Genomic DNA, 21,180 nt, shown 5'->3' with positions numbered 1-21,180 from the left:
CTGCCTAAAGCTTATTGCTTTAATTTATTTGTATTCGTGAATTACATCTTCAATCACGTCTTCAATTGTGGGCTGATCTGCGATGATGATATTCTTTGTGATTTTTGATAAAGCTTCTGCGGTAGTATCACCAATGCAAAAGCAGATTTGTTTATTGATGGTATTATGTTTCAGATAACTTTTGACTCCAGACGGACTAAAAAACAAAATCGCTTCAGGATTTGCTTTTATTTTCTGTGGCTGAAGTGTGGTTTCGTAAACCTGAATTTCATTGAATTTAATTCCGTTTTTTTTTAAAGCTTCAGGCAAAGTGTCTCTTCTAAGATTTCCGCTAAAAAAAGTGTAGCTCTCATTCGCATAAATCAAAGTGATAATTTCAGCTAAATCGGAAGCATAACCGGTGTAAGCCACAACATTAAAGCCATTATCGCTTAAAAGCGTTTTGGTTTTAAGGCCGACGCAATACACATTTTTCTTTTTTAATTCTTCTGATTTTGGATCTGATAAAACACTATGAACAGCATTTTGACTTGTAAAAATCAGACTTTCATTAATGTCTTTTAATTCGAAAGGTTTGTTTTCGGTTTTAATGAAATCTGCTTCGATTAATTCGACGCCATATTTCATCAGCTCTTGTTTATGAAGAGGAGATAATATTTTAGTGGATAGTATCTGAATTGGATTTGCCATTATTTTTTCAGAGATTCTTTAATCTGTTTCATTAATTCCGTTCCGCCATTATTCAAAATTTCCTGAGCAGAATTAAAACCTAATTTTTTCCATTCAGAAATATCAACCGTTTTGTTGATTTCTAGTTTTTGTTTTCCGTCAATAGAAAGTAAAACACCTTGAAAATGCAAAGTATCTTCGTCTTCGTTATATGTTACTAGAGCTCCAATTGGGGCAGTACATCCACCTTCAAGCGTTCTCAAAAACTGGCGTTCGATATAGGTACAAATTTCAGTTTCAATATCATTTAACTGCGAAAGAGCATCTAATGTATAATTGTCATTTTCCATTCCCACGACAAGCATTGCGCCTTGTGCTGGAGCAGGAATCATCCAATCTAAGTTGATGTAATTTTCAGGTTTTAAGTTGATGCGCTCTAAACCTGCAGCCGCAAAAACAGCTCCGTCCCAATCATTGTCTTGCAATTTCTGCATGCGTGTATTCACATTTCCGCGTAAATCAACAACCGTATGATTTGGGTATTTATTGAACCATTGTGCCTGACGACGTAAACTTCCCGTCGCAATGGTACTTGGATTTGTAAAATCAGGATTTCCTTTGTGAACTAAAATGTCCAGAACATTCGCTCTTGGCAAAACAGCACCTTGAACGATACCTTTTGGTAAAGCCGTTGGAACATCTTTCATAGAGTGTACAGCAATGTCAACATCGCCATTGATCATAGCAATGTCTAGCGTTTTGGTGAAAATTCCGGTAATCCCTAATTCGTAAAGAGGTTTATCGAGAATAATATCGCCTTGAGATTTAACCGCAACAATTGAGGTTTTATAACCTAAATCATTTAGTTTTTTCTCGACAGTATGTGCTTGCCAAAGGGCTAATTCGCTGTCACGAGTTCCAATTCTGATTGTTTTTTCAGCCATTTTTTGTTTTTTACCATTAAGGGCATTAAGAGAATTAAGTCAATCTTTGTCAAGAAAATTAAGCTTAACTTTCTTAATATCTTAATGGTTAAATTTAATCTATTAATCTTGCAAAATGATCATTTACAAGAGGTTTCATTGATTTTGTTATGTTTGTTGTATTGAAATTTATCAATAACCCTTGAGGTCTTTGTAATAATTTCATATAAGTTAATAATTGGGCTTCGTGAATGGGCAATAAATTTTCTATAGCTTTTAATTCCACAACTACACAATCATTTACAAGTAAATCAATTCTTAAATCTGATTCAAATTCAAGATCATAATAATCAATTTTAACAGATAATTGTTGTTTTACATCATATCCGTTTCGTTCTAATTCATATTTGAGGCACTTTTCATATATACTTTCTAAAAGTCCAGGTCCCAAAGCTTTATGCACTTTTATAGCAAAACCTGTAATTTCATAAGCCAATTGAGTTACCTCTTTTTTTGTCATAGAACTTATTATTTACCATTAAGATATTAAGTTAATTAAGCTTTGTGTTCAAGAATAGTTTGGCTTAATTCTCTTGACAAAGCTTGGACTTAATTTCCTTAATATCTTAATGGTTTAATATTTATTAAGTATTACTGCTCAAATCTTAACTTTCTTAATATCTTAATGGTTTAAATTAAAAACTAAGATGCTTTTATTTTGAAGACTTTTTCAATCCATTCGATGCTTTCATCTACCATGGTATCGTCGTCTTTTAAATGATTTGCGAAATGAGTAGTGATTTTTTGAATGATTCTGTTACTGATGATTTCAGCTTGCGCCTCATTAAAATCGGCAATTTTTTTGCTTTGAAAATCTAGTTCCGAAGCTTTAATAGCATTTAATTTTTCTTTTAAAGCATTGATTGTTGGAGCAAATTTTCTGCCTTTCATCCAAGTAACAAATTCTTCTTTGATTTCTTCGATGATGGCTTCAGCGGCCGGAATGTGTAATTTTCTGTTTTCCAAAGTTTCATCTGTCAATTGAGACAGATAATCCATGTGGATTAAAGTTACACCTTCTAATTCCTCTACGTTTTCGTTCACGTTTTTCGGAATCGACAAATCCAGAATCAACAAAGGTTTTTTAAGATTCAAAATCGCTTTGTCAACTGTTGGGTTTTGTGCGCCTGTTGCCACAACGACAACATCGGCTTTTTGAAGTTCTAAATGCAATTCAGAGTAATCTTTAACAATCAGATTTAACTTTCCTGCTAATTTCTCTGCTTTATCTTTAGTACGGTTTATTAAAGTGATGTGCTCGTTTTTAGTGTGTTTTACTAAATTTTCGCACGTATTTCTTCCGATTTTACCAGTCCCAAAAAGTAAAATGTTTTTGTTGCTGATATCTTCAACATTCTTCAAAATATATTGTACAGATGCAAAAGAAACCGAAGTAGCACCAGAACTAATTTCTGTTTCTGTTTTAATTCTTTTGCTTGCTTGAATTACCGCATTCACCAATCTTTCCATAAAAGCATTGGCTAATCCCATTGATTTTGAATGTGTAAAACTGGTTTTTATTTGAGATATAATTTCGAAATCGCCTAAGATCTGACTGTCTAAACCAGTTCCTACGCGAAACATATGATTAATTGCTTCCTGATTTTTGTAAACGAAACCAACTTTTTGAAAAGCATCAACAGAGCCGTTGCTGTTGTCGCAGATCAGTTTTATTAATTGAAATGGGTGTTCGGCAAAACCGTAGATTTCGGTTCTGTTGCAAGTTGAAGTAACCAGTAAACTTTCTATTCCATCGTTTTTAGCCTGTTCCAGCAATCGCGTTTTCGCAACGGCATCCAAACTAAATTGACCTCTAACCTCAGCATCAGCTTTTTTATAACTCAGACCAACTGAGTAAAAATAAAGGTGTTTCGGTACGTTATTGTTTTCCATAAATTCACTTTCATAAAAGTGCAACAAAATTATTACTATACCATCGATAAAAATAACGCTAAAAGTACTTTTTATGTCGCTGCATGTTTTTTTAATTGTTAGTAGACCTATTTGGGTAGAAATCAGTACTTTTTCAGTAAAATCAAGTCGTTTGAAATGTTTTGTTTAGAGTGGTTCTAAATAACTAAGAACAAATCACTAAAAAAAAATCAAAAAAAAATATCGCTAAGAGTTCAAAATTAAATTAAAGGATTTCGAAATTATTTAATTTTTAGATTGGCGTTATTTTAACTCATCTAATTATTGAATTAAAAGCGCTATTTTAAATTTGTTAAAATAGCGCTTAAAAGAAAAGATATTATTTTTGAACAATAGGAGTTCTCAAAGATTCTAATACTGCAACGATATCTGTGTAAAGTTCTGTGTTAGAAGCAACACCGTTTGCATTTGCAGCAGCACCAACATAACCTTCAAATTTTGTATAATCAGCATTACTAGCTTTTGTTCCCATACGTGGGTTTTTTGCAGGATCATGTGCAGCAACCATATTTAAACCAGAATAAGTATTTACTGCATTAGTTCCTCCTGTATTAAAAGAGAAGAAATCGGTTAAATTGTCTGATAATTTTGCAATATTAGTAGCTTGAGTATTACCTGTTTCTGCCAAAAGCGGAGCAAAATGAGCTTGTAAATTACCAGATGCATTTGATTGAATATCAGCAACAATTAATCCGATAGTTGAGTTTACCACTTTACGAAAGCTCAAACGACCTTTTTCGATCATTTGTCCTGAATTATCTGGATCTGAAACCATTGTAGTTCCTCCCAGTCTTACATAAATTGACTCTTTTTCAGCTGGTTTATCATTATCATCATTACTGCAAGAAGTTAAAGTTGCCGAAGCAGCAATTAATACACTAAGTGTAATTTTTGAAAAATTTTTCATTGTAAAATATTTAAAGGTTAATTAAAAAAACGATTTATTTTTTGAGACATTTTATAGCTAAAGCTATTTTGGTCTACAGGACAAACTTCTTTGCTTGCTAAATTTGCAGGCAGAATGTATCGCTCAGCGCTATAGTTCCCCTTAGTCATCAATTCGTCATATACTTTTTTAGAATCGGTGATCTTATTATTGTGGAAATAAACCACAACATTTCTTTTTACAATTATAGAATCAGAAGTTAATCCTTTAATAGATCTTAAATCGGCGCAGATTTTTTTTGCAGCTGCAGAATCGATGTTTTCTTTAAAGTCAATTCTGCTTACTTGTAGATTTGGACTTTCGTAAACGGCAGGTTTTGCAGTAATAATGTGAAAAATTAAAATGCCAAAAAATAACACAAAAGTTAGCATTACTCCCCAAAGTACTTTTTTTATTGTTTTGTTAATTTGCATAGCGGTATCTTAAAAATTAGTTAAGTTTTTTTGATACTTACGAGTACTTTATAAAATAGGTTTTGTAAAAAAGTGGTAATTCGACAGTTTAGAATTGTTTTAAATAATTATGGATTGGAATTCAGAAGAGTAGCGCAAAAAAAGGAAAATGGGCGTTGTAAATTAAATTTATAATTAATTCTAAGTTTTTATGTCCTGTTGTAATGATAGTTTGTATGTATTTAGTTTAAGATACGATGGTTGTTCAAAAGAGAACCGTTCTAAATCTGGAGTAGTTTTGACAGAAATAGTTGAAAAATTCTATTTATAAGATTAAAAACAATAAAGAATTTATAAATTTAGAAGCAAGTAAACGATAAACCATCAAAAAGATTTAATTTTGAAATGTCAAATTATCGTTTCTTATAAAATGATATAATAACTTGAATAAAGTAAATCAAAGATGGAGGAAGAAATAAAAATCGAAGATGAGTTTACACTAATCAGGTTTCAAAACGATAGTCTGGAACCTTTTGTTGCACAGCACGAAATTGGTACTGGCCTGATACAGTTTCATTTTGGGTTAAAAGGAAATGCCAAACTTCTCTTTAATCAAGGCAATTATGCTTTAGATTTGAAAGAAGAAAAATCACTGCTGTTGTACAATCCGCAGAAACAATTACCGCTTAATCTAGAATTGGCACCAAATTCTTGGGTGATTTCTGTAATTGTATCAATAAAGAAATTTCACGCTTTATTTTCTGCCGAAGCCGATTATATCACTTTTTTGAGTGCAGACAATAAAGATAAAAAGTATTATAACGAAGGAAATATCAGTCCGTCAATGGCGATTGTTTTGAGCCAGTTGTTTCATTATAACCTTCATCCATCTATAAAAAACCTTTATTATAAAGGAAAAGGATACGAATTATTGAGTTTGTATTTTAATAGAACCGAAGATCCAAATGCAGAACAATGTCCGTTTTTGATTGATGAAGATAATGTTTTAAAAATCAGAAAAGCCAAAGAAATCATTATTGCTAATATGGCCGAACCGCCAGGATTGCAAGAGTTAGCAGATGAAATTGGTCTGAATTTGAAGAAACTTAAAATGGGTTTCAAACAAATTTACGGCGATACGGTTTACGGTTTCCTTTTCGATTACAAAATGGATTTCGCCCGAAAACTTTTAGACAGCGGATCTTATAATGTAAACGAAGTAGGTTTGAAAATCGGTTACAGTACAGGAAGTCACTTTATCGCTGCATTCAAGAAAAAGTTTGCCACGACTCCAAAAAAATATTTGATGTCGATTAATGCGAATGTTTAATTTTTTTCGCCACGAATTCATGAATTGGCACAAAAAAAATCAGCTGCTAAATTTCCCGAATTTGCGAGTGAAATCAATTTTATAAATAAAGACATAATTAAAAAGTAATAATTATCATATTTCCCAAAAGTAGCAAGTTCTACTTTTGACGAAATTTTTAAAAACAAATAAAAGCTTAAAGTCTAGTACTTAAAGCCTAATGCAAAAAAACAATAATGAAAGGCGTATTATTAGTAAATCTTGGATCTCCAGAAAGTCCAACTCCAAAAGATGTTAAACCTTATTTAGATGAATTTTTAATGGATAAATACGTGATCGATGTTCCGTATTTATTAAGAGCATTATTAGTTCGCGGTATTATTTTAAGAAAAAGACCAGAAGAATCTGCGCATGCTTATGCAAAAATTTGGTGGGAAGAAGGTTCTCCATTAGTTGTTCTTTCAGAAAGAATGCAGAAAAAGGTTCAGCCTCTTGTAAATGTTCCTGTTTCTTTAGCAATGCGTTACGGAAGTATGACAATCGAAAAAGGACTTCAAGAATTGAGCGATAAAGGAGTTACAGATGTAATGCTTTTTCCTTTATATCCACAATATGCAATGGCTTCAACTTTGACTATTTTAGTAAAAGCAGAGGAAATCCGTAAGAAGAAATTCCCACACATGAAGTTTACAGATGTTCCGGCATTTTATAATAAACCGGATTATATCAAGAATTTAGCCGATTCAATTCAGAAACATTTAGTTGGTTTTGATTACGATCATTTATTGTTTTCTTACCACGGAATTCCAGAGCGTCATATTCGCAAAACGGATGTAACTAAATCGCATTGTAAAATTGACGGTTCTTGTTGCAATACGCCTTCACCAGCGCACGAGTTTTGTTATCGTCACCAATGTTACGAAACAACAAGACAAGTTGTAAAATTATTAGGGCTTCCTGAAGATAAATACAGTCTGACATTTCAATCACGTTTAGCGGGAGATAAATGGTTGGAACCTTATACCGATGTTGAAATTGATAACATGCCAGCAAAAGGAATCAAGAAATTGGCAGTTGTTACACCGGCTTTCGTTTCAGATTGTTTAGAAACTTTAGAAGAAATTGCCATGCGCGCCAAAGAGGATTTTGAAGCAAATGGAGGAGAAGAGTTCTTAGCAATTCCTTGTTTGAATGACGATGACGAATGGTGTAAGACGGTTTCTAACTGGATTAATGATTGGGCGAAATAATATTTAGTTTCAAGTTTCAGGTTTCAAGTTTTTCTCAAAGTTGATAACTTGAAACTTTAAACCTGAAACTTTAAACTGAAAATAATGGAATACTATAATTACTTAAAATCACTGCATCTTATTTTTGTAATTACTTGGTTTGCGGGTTTGTTTTATATTGTGCGTTTGTTTGTTTATCAAATTGAAGCCAATGAAAAACCTTCGCCAGAAAAAGAAATTCTGCAGGCGCAATATAAAATAATGGCCTATCGTTTGTGGTACATTATTACTTGGCCATCGGCGGTTTTGGCGAGTATTTTTGCTTTTTGGATGTTGTTTTTTACAGATGCGGGAAGCGTTTGGATCAAAATGCCATGGATGCACGTAAAATTATGTTTCGTTTTTCTTTTATATTTATATCACGGAAAATGTCATCAGATTTTTAAACAACTGCAAAACGATGAGGTAAAATATACCAATAATTTTATGCGTTTATGGAATGAAGGCGCAACCATTATTCTATTTGCGGTTGTCTTTTTAGTAGTTTTAAAAAGTGCCATCAACTGGATTTTCGGCGTAATCGGAATTATTTTATTCTCCGTTTTAATTATGCTGGGTTTCCGTTTTTATAAAAGAATAAGAGAAAAAAAGTAATTAGTAAAAAGTGATTAGTAATTAGTTTCAAGCTTTTACTATTCACTAATTACTATTCACTAATCACTAAAAACATGCTAAACTTCAAAATGACAATGCTATCGCTTCGAACCAGGATTTTCCTGTCGATGATTGTATTGATTGTAGTGGCATCTTTTTTATTGGCTTCGATTTCCATTATTCAGTTTAAAACAGAGGCCAAAGAATACCATCAGGAACGTTTAGAACGAAAAGAAAATGCAGTAAAAGAGCATATTAATTATGTTCTGGCAACTACAACTTATCCGCTAAAAACTCAGAATTTAGATTTAATCTTTAAAGATAAAATCCACGAGTTAGCGCAGATTCATAAAATTGAAATTAACATTTATAGTTTGGATGGAAAACTTTTAAAGTCATCCAAAGAATCTTTTGCTGTTGATAAAATTGCACCGCCAATTCCAGAATATATTCTTAAACTGGTTCGTTCTTCTATTGAAAAGCGTTTTGTTGATATTAAAACTATCGACGGAGTCAAAAACCGCTCTTCATACAGTTTAATTAAAGACGAAAAATTCAAACCGCTCGGAATCCTGAATCTTCCTTATTTAGAAGACGATGGTTATTATGATAACGAGTTGAATACTTTCCTAATTCGTCTGAGCCAGGTTTATTCTTTTATGCTGATTGTTGCTTTTGCATTGGCGTATTTTCTTTCAACTTATATCACGAAATCATTAAAAACGATTTCAGAGAGACTAGAAGAGACTAATCTGGATCAGAAGAACGAAAAAATTGTTCTGGAAGCCAACAGTAAAGAAGTTAATTTCTTGATTAGAGCTTACAACGGAATGGTAGACAAATTGGAAACCAGTGCTATCAAACTAGCGCAAAGCGAACGTGAAGAAGCTTGGCGTGAAATGGCGAAACAGGTCGCGCACGAAATTAAAAATCCACTTACGCCGATGCGTTTGACGGTTCAAAGTTTCCAAAGAAAATTCGATCCTGAGGCTCCAGATGTGAAGCAGAAAATGAATGATTACTCCGAAACTTTAATTCAGCAGATAGATACAATGACAGCGGTGGCTTCCGCATTTTCGAACTTTGCTTCGATGCCAGCACAGCAAAACGAAACGCTGAATGTAGTTGAAGTTGTAGAATTGGCCTTGGATATCTTCAACGAAGATTATATTTCTTTTGAAAAAGAAGAAGAAGAAATCATTTCCAAAATGGATCGTACGCAATTGATTCGTGTAATTACCAACTTGGTTAAAAATGCCACTCAGGCTATTCCAGAAAGTCAATTTCAGAAATCGATAGTAGTTTCGGTAAAAAGGCGAAATAACGATGTTGAAATTGCTGTAAAAGACAACGGAATCGGTATTCAGAAACAAGATATCGGAAGAATTTTCGAACCAAAATTTACTACCAAAACCAGCGGTATGGGACTTGGACTCGGAATTATCAAAAACATTATCGAAAATTACAAAGGAACAATTACCTTTGAGTCAACTTACGGAAAAGGAACAACATTTACGGTTTCTCTCCCTATCACCAACTCATAAATATAGCGTCATGGATTACGAAAATATCTTAATTTCAATTGTAGAAAAAGTTGCTACCATCACTATTAACAGACCAACTAAATTAAATGCTTTAAACAAAGCAACTATTAGTGATTTGAGTAATGCTATTCAATCATTATCTAAAAATGATGATGTTCGTATTATTATTTTAACCGGAAGCGGAGAGAAAGCCTTTGTTGCTGGAGCAGATATTTCGGAATTTGCAAATTATACCACTGTTGAAGGCGCACAACTAGCTGCTGAAGGACAGGAGTCTTTATTTGATTTTATTGAAAACCTTAAAAAGCCAGTTATTGCAGCCGTAAATGGTTTTGCTCTTGGTGGCGGATTAGAATTGGCAATGGCATGTCATTTTAGAGTTGCTTCGGACAATTCAAAAATGGGACTTCCAGAAGTAACTTTAGGATTAATTCCTGGTTATGGTGGAACACAGCGTTTACCGCAATTAGTTGGAAAAGGACGTGCAATGGAAATGATCATGACCGCTGCAATGATTACTGCTGAACAAGCAAAAGATTACGGTTTGGTAAATCATGTTGTGCCTCAAGAAGAACTTTTGTCATTTACAAACGTAATCGCTCAGAAAATTATCAAAAATGCGCCATTCGCAATTGGAAAAGCAATCAAAGCAATTAATGCCAACTTTAAAGACGGTAAAAATGGTTTTGATACGGAAATAAAATCATTCGGAGAATGTTTTGGAACTGAGGATTTTAAAGAAGGAACCACAGCATTCTTAGAAAAACGTAAAGCTGAATTTACAGGAAAGTAATTTTTTCTTAACCTCAAAAAATATTAATTTTTAGCCACAGATTATTTGGATTAAAAGGATTTACTGGAATCTGTGTTAATCTCTATAATCTGTGGCTGATTTTTTTGCTCAATTCTTGTGTTCTTTGCGTAAATCTTTGCGACCTTTGCGGTTAAAAAAGACAAAGATTCTAAAAAACTTAGCATCTTAGTATCTCAGAACCTTAGCAACTTAAAAAAATGTACGAACCAATATTTGCCCTTTTTTGTGAACGAGTTAAAGAAAGCATTCAAAAAGGAACTTTCGCCAAACTGACTTTGGCCAAAACCATGGGAGATACCGAACTGAAAAATGTTTATTTCCGATTGGTTCTCAATGAAGATAATACATTCTCAATTTCGCTGACTTTTAGATATAAAACAGAAGAAATAGAAAGCATTCATACTTTAGATGAAGCCTTGTTGGTTTTAGGCTCACATATCAAAAATCCTTTTTTGACTGCATTGCTTTTTACAACTGATGATGATGTTACGTTTAAAGTAAATAAAAAGAACGCTGGAAGTATAATCGAACAAGCACCAACTTTTAAAAATGCTTCGCCAGTTATGCTGGAAATGATTGAAAAGGGGATTGTTTAAAGAATAATTTAAGTGGCTATGGTCGCTATAGAACTTATTTGTCAGGCTGAGCGAAGTCAATGCCTACGTTTGCAGAATCACTTTACGGGCGCTTCGACTTCGCTCAGCCTGACAGAAAAAACCTTGTTCAAACTCTTAGCGTATCTCTGTGAAACTTCTTTGTGAATCTCTGCGAAATAAGAATTAAACCAGCTTCACAAACAAATTAGAAGCAATTTTATTAGAAATAGATAATTCTCTATCATTCACTTTGATTTTAACCGATAGATCGAAGGATTCTTTAGAAAGCAATTCAATTTTTGATCCTAAAGCAATTTCTTGTTTGTCGAGATATTTCAAAAATTCTGAAGAAGTATCTTTTACGCCAACACAAATTCCAGTTTGATTCTCTTCAAGCTCTGATAAAAGGTGTTTTTCGATTTTGATAATTCTTCCATTCGCATCAGGAATTGGATCACCATGTGGATCTTCAGTTGGATTTCCAAGAAAATCATCCAGACGGTTAATCAATTGTTCCGATTTTATATGTTCCAATTGTTCAGCGATATCATGAACTTCATCCCAGCTGAAATTAAGTTTCTCTACCAGAAAAACTTCCCAAAGACGATGTTTTCTCACAATCATTTTAGCAGCCAGTTTTCCGTTTTCGGTTAAAGAAACCCCTTGATATTTTTTATAATTTACCAAATCTTTCTCTGCTAACTTTTTAAGCATATCGGTTACAGAGGAAGCTTTCGTTTCCATAATTTCGGCAATAGCATTCGTACTCACTTCGGTTTCTAATGCCGCTGTCAAGTGATAGATCGATTTAAGGTAATTTTCTTCTGAAAAGGTCATTTTTTTAATCTTCTAAGTTTCTAAGATGCTGAGGTTCTAAGTTTTCTTTTCAGGCTTTTTAATAAAAACCTTAGAATCTTAGTAGCTTAGCATCTTAGAAACTTTATTTAACAATCAACAAAGGTATCGAAATTTTATGTCTCAATTTGTCTACTGTTGTGCCAAAAAGAATATCTTTCAATCCAGTGTGGCCGTGGGTTCCCATGACAAGAATGTCAAAATTTCCTTCGTTTATAATTTTCGGAATTACTTTGTTTGGTTTTCCAAAACCAAGTTCTGTTTTGATCTTGAATCCTTTGTCTGAAAGCATGTCCTTGTATTTCAGCAATAATTTCTCATCGATTGTGGTTTCATGATCGTGAACATGAACGCCATACATTAAGGCTCCGACCGTTTCTACAATGTGAATGAGGGTATATTCTGTGTCAATGCCACCCAATTCAAAGGCTTTGTTTAAGGCAGCTTCATCGGCATGTGAGAAATCTACAGAAACTGCAATGTTTTTGATGCTTTGGCTTTCTCTTGGCGAAAACTTCAATTTTAAATTGTGCGGTGAATGATTTATTGCTTTTGATTTGAATTTGGCAATAAATGGTTTGAAAACAATGTACAGCAATAAAAAGGAGAATGCGATAGCTAATGGAACAACCGTGAACCAAAGAACCATTGGATGATTGGAGCTTGCTAACCACGAAGTAATTTCGTCATAAACCAATTTCGCGTTTAGAGAAACAATGATCGTGGCAATAATCCAAGAAACAACCTGAGTCGTTCTAGAAATATGAAAACCATTCATTTTCGATTTATCACTCACAAAATGGATAAGCGGAATAATAGCAAAACCCAATTGCAAACTCAAAATGACCTGACTAAGAATTAACAGTTTTCCGGTCACGCTTTCGCCATAAATCAGAATCACGATTACGGCAGGAATAATGGCGATTAAACGTGTAATGATTCTTCGTACCCAAGGCTGAATTCTAAAATGTAAATACCCTTCCATTACGATTTGACCTGCAAGTGTTCCTGTTACGGTCGAACTTTGTCCGGCAGCAATTAGCGCAATAGCAAATAAAGCTGGTGCCCATTTTGTTCCCAGTAGTGGTTCTAAAAATTTATGTGCGTCTTGAATTTCGGCCACTTCATACATTCCGTTTTTATGGAAAGTGGCTGCTGCCAGAATTAAAATAGCCGCATTTACAAAGAAAGCAAGATTTAAAGCGATAGTAGAATCTATAAAGTTATATTTTAAAGCTTGCTTGATTCCAGCAGGAGTTCGATCAAATTTTCTAGTTTGCACTAAAGACGAATGCAAGTACAGGTTGTGAGGCATTACAGTTGCACCGATAATTCCGATTGCAATATATAAAGCAGCTGAATTTGGAATGGAGGGAATAAGTCCTTGTAAAACTTTGCCCATTTCTGGTTCTGCAAAAATCATTTCGAAAATAAAAGAGAAGCCAATTATGGCAACCAAAGCGATAATGAAGGCTTCCATCTTGCGAATTCCTTTATTGATCAGGAAAAGCAGTAAAAAGGTATCTAAAACGGTAATTAGAACGGCTTCAAGCAACGGAATTCCGAAAAGCAGATTAATTCCGATTGCCATTCCAAGAACTTCTGCCAAATCGCAGGCCGCAATGGCAATTTCAGCAAGAAAATATAAAATGTAGTTGATGTATTTGGAATAGGTTTCTCGAGAGGCTTGCGCAAGGTCGCGCTGTGTTACAATTCCGAGGCGTGCACTTAAGCTCTGTAAAAGCAACGCCATTAAATTGCTCATTAATAAAACCCAAACCAAAGTGTATCCGAATTGGCTTCCGCCGGCAATGTCAGTCGCCCAGTTTCCTGGATCCATGTAGCCAACACTTACTAAATATGCATGGCCTAAGAAGGCTAAAATTTTTCTAAAACCTTTTTTTTTGTTTTCTGTAGAAACCGATTCGTGGACTTCTTCTAAAGATTTGGTCATTGTAAAAGTATTGTTTTCACAAATATAGAGAAAAATTATATTCGCGAAACAATATTTTTAGACGAGTCTAAAAGTTAAATGTTAGAATTTAAACAATTCGGACATAATCCTGATAACGTAAAATTGATTTCATTCACTTTATAATTGTGTGGCATAATGTAACTCGGCTTTACAGTCTCAAGGCAAGTAATCTCATGACAATTCTCGCAACTAAAGTGAGCATGGTTGTGAATGTGTACACGCTGATGCGAATGATTGCATTTGGCATACTTTACCGTTCCATCCAAATTCGAAATTTTATGAATTACATCTTCATTGATCAAACGATCCAAAATTCTGTAAATGGTAACGCGATCGCACAAATCATTTAATTGTTTCTGAATTTCGGTATGCGAAAGAGCCGTTTTAGATTTCTCAAACACCTCTAAAACAGCTGTCTTTGCTGCGGTATTACGTGTAGTCTTCATTTTTTACAGAATTAAAATTTAAACGCAACAATGTTGCAATTAATAAAATTGTATATATTTGCAACAAAATTGCATTAAGCAAAAGTACACATAATGAAGAAAATAAGCACATCCTTTTACGATATTTTAGGAATTTCGAGCGCGACCATTTGTCTGGTGCATTGTTTGATTTTTCCTCTTTTAACGATTCTCCCTTTAGGCTTGAGTCACAACCCAATTATAGATTTACTATTTGCTTCGATAGGTTTATTTGCAATTCTCAAAATTATAAAAAAATCAGCTCTGTTGGTATCATCAATTTTGGTTGTTTCAATGGCGCTAATTTGGATTAGTATTTTGACAGAACTCTTTTTCGAAATTCATCTTGATCTGATTTATTTTGGAGGAATTGGAATGATCATCGGACATTTAATCAATTACAAATTACACAGAAAACAAAATCATTAAAATAACCCATTGAGCGAAAGTAAAATTTAATTTAAACACATAGAAACATAGATTTTATTGTTTCTTTTTAAGGGTACAGAAAAAGCAAGCTTTAACACATAGTTCTATGTCTAATTATTCTAAGTGAAACGTCTTTACAAAATCCTAAAAGGCTATTTTTCTATGTGTTAAAGTTAATTTCACTCAACAGAAAAATTAGAAGTATGGAACAGAAGCATTTTGAAGTGATTATCATTGGTGGCAGTTACAGCGGATTATCTGCCGCAATGAGTTTAGGACGTTCATTACGTCAGGTTTTGGTTATCGACAGCGGTTTGCCTTGCAACAGACAGACACCGCATTCTCATAATTTTATTACTCAGGACGGCGAGAAACCAGCAGTTATTTCGGCGAAAGCCAAATTACAAGTCGACATTTATAAAACCGTTCAATTTTACAATGGACTTGCGATAAAAGCAGTTAAAATAGAAAAAGGTTTCGAGATTACAACCGAATCTGGAGAAATCTTTACAGCAAGAAAAATATTGTTTGCGACGGGAGTTAAGAGCTGCTTCCTAAAATTGAAGGTTTTGCAGCTTGTTGGGGAATTTCGGTTTTGCATTGTCCGTATTGTCACGGCTATGAAGTAAAAAATGAAAAAACGGCGATTATAGCCAATGGAGAAATGGGATTTGAATATGCTAAACTAATCTCCAATTGGACAAAAGACCTAAGATTATGCACCAACGGAAAATCGGAATTGAGTTTAGAACAAACTCAAATTCTTAAAAATCATGGTGTTCAGATTTTCGAAGAAGAAATAGATTCTTTTGAGCATAATGAGGGTTATATTAAAAAGATCATTTTTAAGAACGGAGAAAAAGTGGAGGTTAAAGCTATTTATGCCAGACCGCCTTTTGAACAGCATTGTCCAATTCCTGAAACTTTGGGATGTGAGATCAATGAACAAGGTTTGTTAAAAGTAGATGCCATGCAAAAAACAAATATTACTGGAGTTTTTGCAAGTGGAGATTGCACAACTCCAATGCGATCAGTAGCAATTGCGGTTTCTACGGGCTCTTTCGCTGGCGCGGTAATTAACAAAGAACTTATTGACGAAGATTTTTAATGTATGCGAAAAATTCTCTCGCAAAGTCGCAGAGTCGCCAAGTTTTATAAAAAAGCTGTGCGACTTAGCGTTTTTACGAGATTAAACATAAATGCTTGCGATTCTTAAAAATGGAAATGTAACAGATTGAACTCAATCAGTTTGAAATTTTTGTTTTAAGAATGAATGTTTGTCGAATTTAATTTTTAGTTTTGTCTAAATTTAATTTTATAACAATGAAATATTTATTTTTGACAATATTAATAATTTCAACACAAAGCATTTTCTCTCAGAATATTTCTGGAAAAGTAGAAAGTATACTTCCTATTGGTCAGGAAATTACCATTCGTTTATTAAATACAAACTTTAGAACACAAACCGATTCTTTAGGACTTTATAAATTAGAAAATATTCCTAGCGGTACATATAAAATAAATGTAACCTCAACAGGATTTAAACCCATAACGCAAAGAATTTCAGTTTTAGAAAATGAAAATCTGAATTTGGATTTTGAATTAGAAGAAGATCAAAATGAATTAAACGAAGTGGTAGTTTCAGGAACTCTAAAACCTGTAAAACGATTAGAAAGTGCAGTTCCCGTTGAGGTGTATTCGCCAACTTTCTTTAAGAAAAACCCAACCCCAAGTATTTACGATGCGCTTCAGAACATAAATGGTGTCCGCCCACAGCTCAATTGCGGAGTTTGTAATACGGGAGACATTCATATAAACGGATTGGAAGGACCGTATACTTTGGTTATGATAGACGGAATGCCAATTGTAAGCAGTCTTTCGACAGTTTATGGTTTGTCTGGAATTCCGAATTCTTTGGTGGAACGAATCGAGATCGTAAAAGGTCCGGCGTCGTCTCTTTATGGGAGTGAAGCCGTTGGTGGTTTGATTAATATTATCACTAAAAATCCAACAAATGCACCGACTTTTTCTGCTGATTATTTTACAACTTCTTATTTTGAAAGCAATCTCGATTTAGGAACGAAATTTAATGTTGGGAAAAAAGCGACTTCCCTTATCGGAATTAATTATTTCAACTACGATCAGGTTATAGATAAGGACAAAGATAATTTTACCGATGTTACGCTTTCTGAACGTATTTCGGTTTTTAATAAATGGAGTTTTAAAAGAAATCATAATCGATTATTTACCATTGCAGCGCGCGGAATGTACGAAGATCGTTGGGGTGGAGACATTCGTTGGGAGAAAAAATACCGTGGCGGAGATGAAATTTACGGCGAAAGTATTTACACCAAAAGAGCTGAATTAATTGGGAGTTATCAATTGCCGTTTGAAGAAAAATTGATGCTTTCCTTCTCTGGAAATGTTCATTATCAGGACAGCCGTTACGGGACAACATCTTATATTGCCAATCAGAAAATTGGATTTTTACAGCTGACTTGGGATAAAAAAATTGGTCGAAACGATTTATTAGCAGGAATCGCAAGCCGATATACCTATTATGACGATAACACGACTGCAACCAAAGAAGCTGAAAATACTTGGCTTCCAGGAATTTTTGTTCAGGACGAAATTACATTTTCTCCAATAAGTCAGGTTTTGTTAGGAATGCGTTACGATTATAACTCTATTCACGGCTCTATTTTTACACCAAGATTTGCTTACAGATTTAAGGCAAGCGAAAACACCATTTTTAGATTAAATGCTGGAACGGGTTTTAGAGTGGTGAATTTGTTTACCGAAGATCATGCGGCGTTGACGGGTTCAAGAGACGTTATTATCAAAAATGATTTGAAACCAGAACAATCTGTAAATGTCAATTTGAATTATATCCAGAAAATCAATTTCGGAAATGGAACGTTTATGGGAATTGAAACGACAGCTTTTTATACTAGATTCAGCAATAAGATCATTTCAGATTACGAAACCAATCCAAACGAAATTATCTACGACAATATTGATGGTTATGCAATAAGCCAAGGAATCAGTACAAATGTCGATCTTAATTTTCCTTCTGGATTAAAATTTATTGTTGGAGCAACGGTTTTAGACAACAAAAATGTCGAAAACGGAATTTCGGAAAGACCTTACCTAACAGAGAATTTCACGGCAACTTGGAGTGTTTCATACAAAATTCAACCTTGGAATTTATCAATGGATTATACCGGAAATGTTTACAGTCCGATGAAATTGCCTTTGTTGAGCGAAACCGACCCAAGAAGTCCAAATTCGCCTTGGTATAGCATTCAGAACATTCAGTTTACGTATTCAGGATGGAAAGATTTTGAAGTTTATGGAGGAATTAAAAACCTGTTGAACTTTACACCAAAACAAAATAATCCGTTTTTGATTTCAAGAACGAACGACCCATTTGATAAAAATGTTCAATATGATTCGGCAGGAAAAGTATTAGTAACGCCAGATAATCCATACGGATTGACATTCGATACCACTTATGTTTATGGACAGAACCAAACTATTCGCGGATTTTTGGGATTACGATATACTTTTAGGTAAATTTATAGGCCACAGATAACACAGATTAAGAGGATTATACTTTTTGTCCGACTGAGCGAAGTCGAAGCCCACGTCTAATTGGAACGCCCTTCGACTTCTCTAAGGGACAAAAAAATAATCAAAAAGCTTAAAGAATAAAATCCTTTCTAATCCTTTTAATCTGTGGCAAACAAAACAATGAAAAAGCTAGCTCTACTTATTTTCATCTTCTCGATAACTTCAACAGGATTCTGTCAATTAAAAAGCAGAACTTTTGAAGAAATAGATAGCTTGCAACAAATTCAGAAACGAAAAATCATTGTTTTTATCCATACCGATTGGTGTCAGTTTTGCCAAAGAATGAAAGCGACAACTTTTAAGAATCATGAGATTGTAGAAAAACTAAACTCCGATTTCTATTTTATTGATTTCAATGCAGAGGAAAAACGAGATATTACTTTTGCAAATCATACTTTCAAATATCAGCCTTCGGGAAATAATGTTGGTGTTCATGAATTGGCTTTGGAGCTTGGAAAGATAAACAACCAAATAGCATATCCTATTTTATGTGTTTTGAACGATAAGAATGAAATTATCTTTCAGTACAACAATTATATGGCACTAAAAGATTTTAAAGCACTATTAGAAAATCTGGAAAAGTAAATTTTCTTATTTTTGAGAATGAATTCTTCACAAATCTCACATTTCGACTACATTTTTACAGGAGCAGGACTAGCATCTTTGATGACGGTTTACAAAATGGTTTTGTCTGGAAAATTCTCTGATAAGTCGATTTTACTGCTCGATAAGAATTCGAAGAAAAGCAATGACAGAACCTGGTGTTTTTGGGAGAAAGAAGAAAGTGTTTGGAATTCGGTTATTTCAAAAAAATGGGATTCGGCCTTATTTGCCAATGAGAATTTCAAACGCGATTTGGATCTTAGACCTTATTCATATAATAAAATCAAGGGTTTAGATTTTTATGATTTTGTTTTCAAAACCATCTCAAAACAACCGAATATTACTTTTTTAAACGAAAAAGTGACCGACATCAATGAATTGGAAACGCACGTTTTTGTTGGAACAGAAGAGAATCGATATACTGGCAATTATCTTTTCAATAGCATTTATACTAAGGCTTTCGCCGAAAGGCAAAACAAATATCCCGTTTTGCAACAGCATTTTGTGGGCTGGTTTGTGAAAACGAAAGAGGAAGTTTTCAATCCAGAAGAAGTCACTTTCATGGATTTTTCTGTTGAACAAAAAGGAAATACGCGATTTATGTATGTTTTGCCAACTTCAAAAACAGAGGCTTTGGTTGAATATACTTTATTTTCCGAAAAACTCCTTCCGCAAGAAGAATACGAAAAAGCAATTGAACTGTATCTGAAAAAACTAGGGACAGAAAACTACGAAATTCTCGAAAAAGAGAAGGGAAGTATCCCAATGACTTGCTATCCTTTTTGGAAGAAAAATACCAAGCGGGTTTTGAATATTGGTACGGCTGGTGGCTGGACAAAAGCCAGTACAGGTTATACTTTTAAAAACGCAGATAAAAAATCTTCGGACTTGGTGGAGTTTATTCAAGAGAAAGATTTCGAAATGAAAAGCTTTCATAAAAAGTCTAAGTTTTGGTTTTACGATTTATTGCTTTTGGATATTCTCTATCGTCATAACGAACGGGGAAGTTCTATTTTCTCTTCCTTATTTCGAAAAGGAAATCCAAAATTAATTTTTAAATTTTTAGATGAAGAAACGAGTTTTTTTGAAGATGTTAAAGTTATTTTAAAGTGTCCAAAAATACCATTTATTAAAGCGTTATTTAGAGTGATTTTTCTTTCAAATAAATCTAACTAAAAAACGTAACCATTGAAAAACATTATTCTAGGATTCAGTTTATTTTTTACCCTTTTATCGTTTGGACAAGTGTCTAAAAACAAAGCACAAGATGAGATTGTTACTCAATATCTCGACAGTTGTGCTTATAAGCATAATTATGTTTTTGAAATGTCTGAATGGCAAAATTGTATTGACGAGGGTTTGAAAAAAGACAGTACAATTGCCTATTTATGGCAACAGAAAGCAATGCCGTATTTTAAATGTAAAAAGTATGAAGTTGGAATGCCATATTTAGATAAAGCAGTTTTCTATGATAAAGAACGCTGGCTTTCTTATCGCGCTTTTATGAAATGCATTTTTTCTCATGATTACAAAGCGGCTATTGTTGATTTTGATGAAGCTATAAAATTATACGGAAACAGCTATGTTATGAACTATTCTTTTAATTTTTATAAAGCGCTATGTTATCTTCAGTTAAATGAATACGAAAAAGCAGAAAAGCTTTTGGATGATTATGTGAACGATATTTACAAAAACAGACAGCAGTTGGAGCATCCTACGGCTTATTTTTATCAGGGAATTGCAAAGTATGAACTTAAAAAATGGGATGAAGCAATTGCTACTTTTGATAAAGCATTAAAAATATATCCTGAATTCTCTGATGCTAAATATTATAAAGCGATTTGCTGGCTCAAGCAAGGTAAATCTCGCGATGAAGTTATCGCATTGGTTGGCATAGCAAGAGAAGATGCCGCAAAGGGATTTTCAATTAATGAGGACAATACTATTTATGAGACTTATCCATATCAAAAGAAATTTGGCAAGTAGTCTTTTATGATCGTAAAAAATAGTTGATAGCCCAAAGTAATTGGTTTTTATTATGACTAAATAGAAACTTATGAGAATAATTTGTCTTATTGTTTTACTTTAACGACTTTCAAGGGTAGTTATAGATTTGCATTGTACTTAGATTTGTTTACTGTCTAAAGACATAA

General features: G+C 33.6%; 20 protein-coding genes and 1 pseudogene. 12 read left to right on the top strand and 9 right to left on the bottom strand.

The window, feature by feature from the left end:
* Positions 1-24: 24 nt before the first annotated feature.
* The 6 genes from ACPWTF_RS12250 to ACPWTF_RS12225 all read right to left on the bottom strand — a co-directional run bounded on the left by ACPWTF_RS12250 (position 25) and on the right by ACPWTF_RS12225 (position 4,943).
* The gene (locus tag ACPWTF_RS12250) at positions 25-690 is read right to left on the bottom strand and encodes a uroporphyrinogen-III synthase (RefSeq protein WP_427875631.1); all 666 of its coding nucleotides are present in this window, start codon (positions 688-690) and stop codon (positions 25-27) included.
* The gene (gene hemC / locus ACPWTF_RS12245) at positions 690-1,613 is read right to left on the bottom strand and encodes a hydroxymethylbilane synthase (RefSeq protein WP_427875629.1); all 924 of its coding nucleotides are present in this window, start codon (positions 1,611-1,613) and stop codon (positions 690-692) included. The genes ACPWTF_RS12250 and hemC overlap by 1 nt, the downstream gene beginning before the upstream one ends.
* Before the next feature lie 94 nt (positions 1,614-1,707).
* A complete protein-coding gene (locus ACPWTF_RS12240; RefSeq protein ID WP_089053462.1) occupies positions 1,708-2,112 on the bottom strand; it encodes a GxxExxY protein in 405 nt (134 codons plus the stop codon).
* A 182-nt stretch (positions 2,113-2,294) separates the two neighbouring features.
* The gene (hemA, locus tag ACPWTF_RS12235) at positions 2,295-3,545 is read right to left on the bottom strand and encodes a glutamyl-tRNA reductase (RefSeq protein ID WP_250834712.1); all 1,251 of its coding nucleotides are present in this window, start codon (positions 3,543-3,545) and stop codon (positions 2,295-2,297) included.
* Positions 3,546-3,903: 358 nt separating this feature from the next.
* On the bottom strand, positions 3,904-4,491 hold the full coding sequence (locus ACPWTF_RS12230; protein ID WP_229353720.1) for a hypothetical protein: 588 nt from the start codon (positions 4,489-4,491) through the stop codon (positions 3,904-3,906).
* Between the two features lie 17 nt (positions 4,492-4,508).
* Positions 4,509-4,943, bottom strand: a complete 435-nt coding sequence (locus ACPWTF_RS12225) for a hypothetical protein (RefSeq protein ID WP_253786423.1) — start codon at positions 4,941-4,943, stop codon at positions 4,509-4,511.
* Positions 4,944-5,385: 442 nt separating this feature from the next.
* On the opposite strand from ACPWTF_RS12225, the gene ACPWTF_RS12220 reads away from it, so the two are divergent.
* The 6 genes from ACPWTF_RS12220 (at position 5,386) to ACPWTF_RS12195 (ending at position 11,068) form a co-directional block, all read left to right on the top strand.
* Positions 5,386-6,252: a helix-turn-helix domain-containing protein gene (locus ACPWTF_RS12220; protein ID WP_229353723.1), complete on the top strand. Its 867-nt coding sequence runs from the start codon at positions 5,386-5,388 to the stop codon at positions 6,250-6,252.
* Between the two features lie 215 nt (positions 6,253-6,467).
* The gene (gene hemH, locus ACPWTF_RS12215) at positions 6,468-7,481 is read left to right on the top strand and encodes a ferrochelatase (protein WP_095930220.1); all 1,014 of its coding nucleotides are present in this window, start codon (positions 6,468-6,470) and stop codon (positions 7,479-7,481) included.
* An 84-nt stretch (positions 7,482-7,565) separates the two neighbouring features.
* Positions 7,566-8,114 carry a CopD family protein gene (locus ACPWTF_RS12210; RefSeq protein ID WP_095930221.1) on the top strand — a complete coding sequence of 183 codons (549 nt, stop codon included), beginning with the start codon at positions 7,566-7,568 and terminating at the stop codon, positions 8,112-8,114.
* Between the two features lie 128 nt (positions 8,115-8,242).
* Positions 8,243-9,658 carry a sensor histidine kinase gene (locus ACPWTF_RS12205; RefSeq protein ID WP_427875754.1) on the top strand — a complete coding sequence of 472 codons (1,416 nt, stop codon included), beginning with the start codon at positions 8,243-8,245 and terminating at the stop codon, positions 9,656-9,658.
* A 10-nt stretch (positions 9,659-9,668) separates the two neighbouring features.
* Positions 9,669-10,451: an enoyl-CoA hydratase/isomerase family protein gene (locus ACPWTF_RS12200; RefSeq protein WP_427875627.1), complete on the top strand. Its 783-nt coding sequence runs from the start codon at positions 9,669-9,671 to the stop codon at positions 10,449-10,451.
* Positions 10,452-10,669: 218 nt separating this feature from the next.
* A complete protein-coding gene (locus ACPWTF_RS12195) occupies positions 10,670-11,068 on the top strand; it encodes a hypothetical protein (protein ID WP_320495439.1) in 399 nt (132 codons plus the stop codon).
* Positions 11,069-11,251: 183 nt separating this feature from the next.
* Here the strand turns inward: ACPWTF_RS12195 and ACPWTF_RS12190 are convergent, their stop codons facing one another.
* The 3 genes from ACPWTF_RS12190 to ACPWTF_RS12180 all read right to left on the bottom strand — a co-directional run bounded on the left by ACPWTF_RS12190 (position 11,252) and on the right by ACPWTF_RS12180 (position 14,344).
* Entirely contained in the window at positions 11,252-11,905 is a 654-nt protein-coding gene (locus ACPWTF_RS12190) for a metal-dependent transcriptional regulator (protein WP_427875626.1), read from the bottom strand.
* Positions 11,906-12,008: 103 nt separating this feature from the next.
* On the bottom strand, positions 12,009-13,877 hold the full coding sequence (locus ACPWTF_RS12185) for an Nramp family divalent metal transporter (protein ID WP_427875625.1): 1,869 nt from the start codon (positions 13,875-13,877) through the stop codon (positions 12,009-12,011).
* Between the two features lie 74 nt (positions 13,878-13,951).
* Positions 13,952-14,344 (bottom strand): Fur family transcriptional regulator, encoded by a 393-nt coding sequence (locus tag ACPWTF_RS12180; protein ID WP_177211585.1) that lies wholly within the window; start codon positions 14,342-14,344, stop codon positions 13,952-13,954.
* 93 nt (positions 14,345-14,437) lie between these two features.
* Here ACPWTF_RS12180 and ACPWTF_RS12175 point away from each other — a divergent pair, with 93 nt between their 5' ends.
* From ACPWTF_RS12175 to ACPWTF_RS12150, 6 genes and pseudogenes are all read left to right on the top strand, one after another.
* A complete protein-coding gene (locus ACPWTF_RS12175; RefSeq protein ID WP_095930228.1) occupies positions 14,438-14,791 on the top strand; it encodes a MerC domain-containing protein in 354 nt (117 codons plus the stop codon).
* A gap of 203 nt (positions 14,792-14,994) precedes the next feature.
* Positions 14,995-15,899, top strand: a pseudogene (locus tag ACPWTF_RS12170) (NAD(P)/FAD-dependent oxidoreductase).
* A gap of 215 nt (positions 15,900-16,114) precedes the next feature.
* On the top strand, positions 16,115-18,367 hold the full coding sequence (locus tag ACPWTF_RS12165) for a TonB-dependent receptor (RefSeq protein ID WP_427875623.1): 2,253 nt from the start codon (positions 16,115-16,117) through the stop codon (positions 18,365-18,367).
* 177 nt (positions 18,368-18,544) lie between these two features.
* Entirely contained in the window at positions 18,545-19,009 is a 465-nt protein-coding gene (locus ACPWTF_RS12160; RefSeq protein WP_427875622.1) for a thioredoxin family protein, read from the top strand.
* Positions 19,010-19,027: 18 nt separating this feature from the next.
* Complete coding sequence (locus ACPWTF_RS12155) at positions 19,028-20,203, top strand: lycopene cyclase family protein (protein ID WP_427875621.1); 1,176 nt, start codon at positions 19,028-19,030, stop codon at positions 20,201-20,203.
* A 12-nt stretch (positions 20,204-20,215) separates the two neighbouring features.
* Positions 20,216-21,013 (top strand): tetratricopeptide repeat protein, encoded by a 798-nt coding sequence (locus tag ACPWTF_RS12150; protein ID WP_427875620.1) that lies wholly within the window; start codon positions 20,216-20,218, stop codon positions 21,011-21,013.
* Positions 21,014-21,180: the final 167 nt, after the last annotated feature.

The organism is Flavobacterium sp. MMS24-S5 (assembly GCF_050320125.1).
In the GTDB taxonomy this organism is placed as follows: domain Bacteria; phylum Bacteroidota; class Bacteroidia; order Flavobacteriales; family Flavobacteriaceae; genus Flavobacterium; species Flavobacterium tyrosinilyticum.
This window is presented reverse-complemented; position numbering and strand designations above follow the sequence as displayed.

Bases quoted from the DNA above. Each gene is read 5' to 3' on its own strand.
- ACPWTF_RS12250 (WP_427875631.1), bottom strand. From the start codon at position 690: ATGGCAAATCCAATTCAGATACTATCCACTAAAATATTATCTCCTCTT.
- hemC (WP_427875629.1), bottom strand. From the start codon at position 1,613: ATGGCTGAAAAAACAATCAGAATTGGAACTCGTGACAGCGAATTAGCC.
- ACPWTF_RS12240 (WP_089053462.1), bottom strand. From the start codon at position 2,112: ATGACAAAAAAAGAGGTAACTCAATTGGCTTATGAAATTACAGGTTTT.
- hemA (WP_250834712.1), bottom strand. From the start codon at position 3,545: ATGGAAAACAATAACGTACCGAAACACCTTTATTTTTACTCAGTTGGT.
- ACPWTF_RS12230 (WP_229353720.1), bottom strand. From the start codon at position 4,491: ATGAAAAATTTTTCAAAAATTACACTTAGTGTATTAATTGCTGCTTCG.
- ACPWTF_RS12225 (WP_253786423.1), bottom strand. From the start codon at position 4,943: ATGCAAATTAACAAAACAATAAAAAAAGTACTTTGGGGAGTAATGCTA.
- ACPWTF_RS12220 (WP_229353723.1), top strand. From the start codon at position 5,386: ATGGAGGAAGAAATAAAAATCGAAGATGAGTTTACACTAATCAGGTTT.
- hemH (WP_095930220.1), top strand. From the start codon at position 6,468: ATGAAAGGCGTATTATTAGTAAATCTTGGATCTCCAGAAAGTCCAACT.
- ACPWTF_RS12210 (WP_095930221.1), top strand. From the start codon at position 7,566: ATGGAATACTATAATTACTTAAAATCACTGCATCTTATTTTTGTAATT.
- ACPWTF_RS12205 (WP_427875754.1), top strand. From the start codon at position 8,243: ATGATTGTATTGATTGTAGTGGCATCTTTTTTATTGGCTTCGATTTCC.
- ACPWTF_RS12200 (WP_427875627.1), top strand. From the start codon at position 9,669: ATGGATTACGAAAATATCTTAATTTCAATTGTAGAAAAAGTTGCTACC.
- ACPWTF_RS12195 (WP_320495439.1), top strand. From the start codon at position 10,670: ATGTACGAACCAATATTTGCCCTTTTTTGTGAACGAGTTAAAGAAAGC.
- ACPWTF_RS12190 (WP_427875626.1), bottom strand. From the start codon at position 11,905: ATGACCTTTTCAGAAGAAAATTACCTTAAATCGATCTATCACTTGACA.
- ACPWTF_RS12185 (WP_427875625.1), bottom strand. From the start codon at position 13,877: ATGACCAAATCTTTAGAAGAAGTCCACGAATCGGTTTCTACAGAAAAC.
- ACPWTF_RS12180 (WP_177211585.1), bottom strand. From the start codon at position 14,344: ATGAAGACTACACGTAATACCGCAGCAAAGACAGCTGTTTTAGAGGTG.
- ACPWTF_RS12175 (WP_095930228.1), top strand. From the start codon at position 14,438: ATGAAGAAAATAAGCACATCCTTTTACGATATTTTAGGAATTTCGAGC.
- ACPWTF_RS12165 (WP_427875623.1), top strand. From the start codon at position 16,115: ATGAAATATTTATTTTTGACAATATTAATAATTTCAACACAAAGCATT.
- ACPWTF_RS12160 (WP_427875622.1), top strand. From the start codon at position 18,545: ATGAAAAAGCTAGCTCTACTTATTTTCATCTTCTCGATAACTTCAACA.
- ACPWTF_RS12155 (WP_427875621.1), top strand. From the start codon at position 19,028: ATGAATTCTTCACAAATCTCACATTTCGACTACATTTTTACAGGAGCA.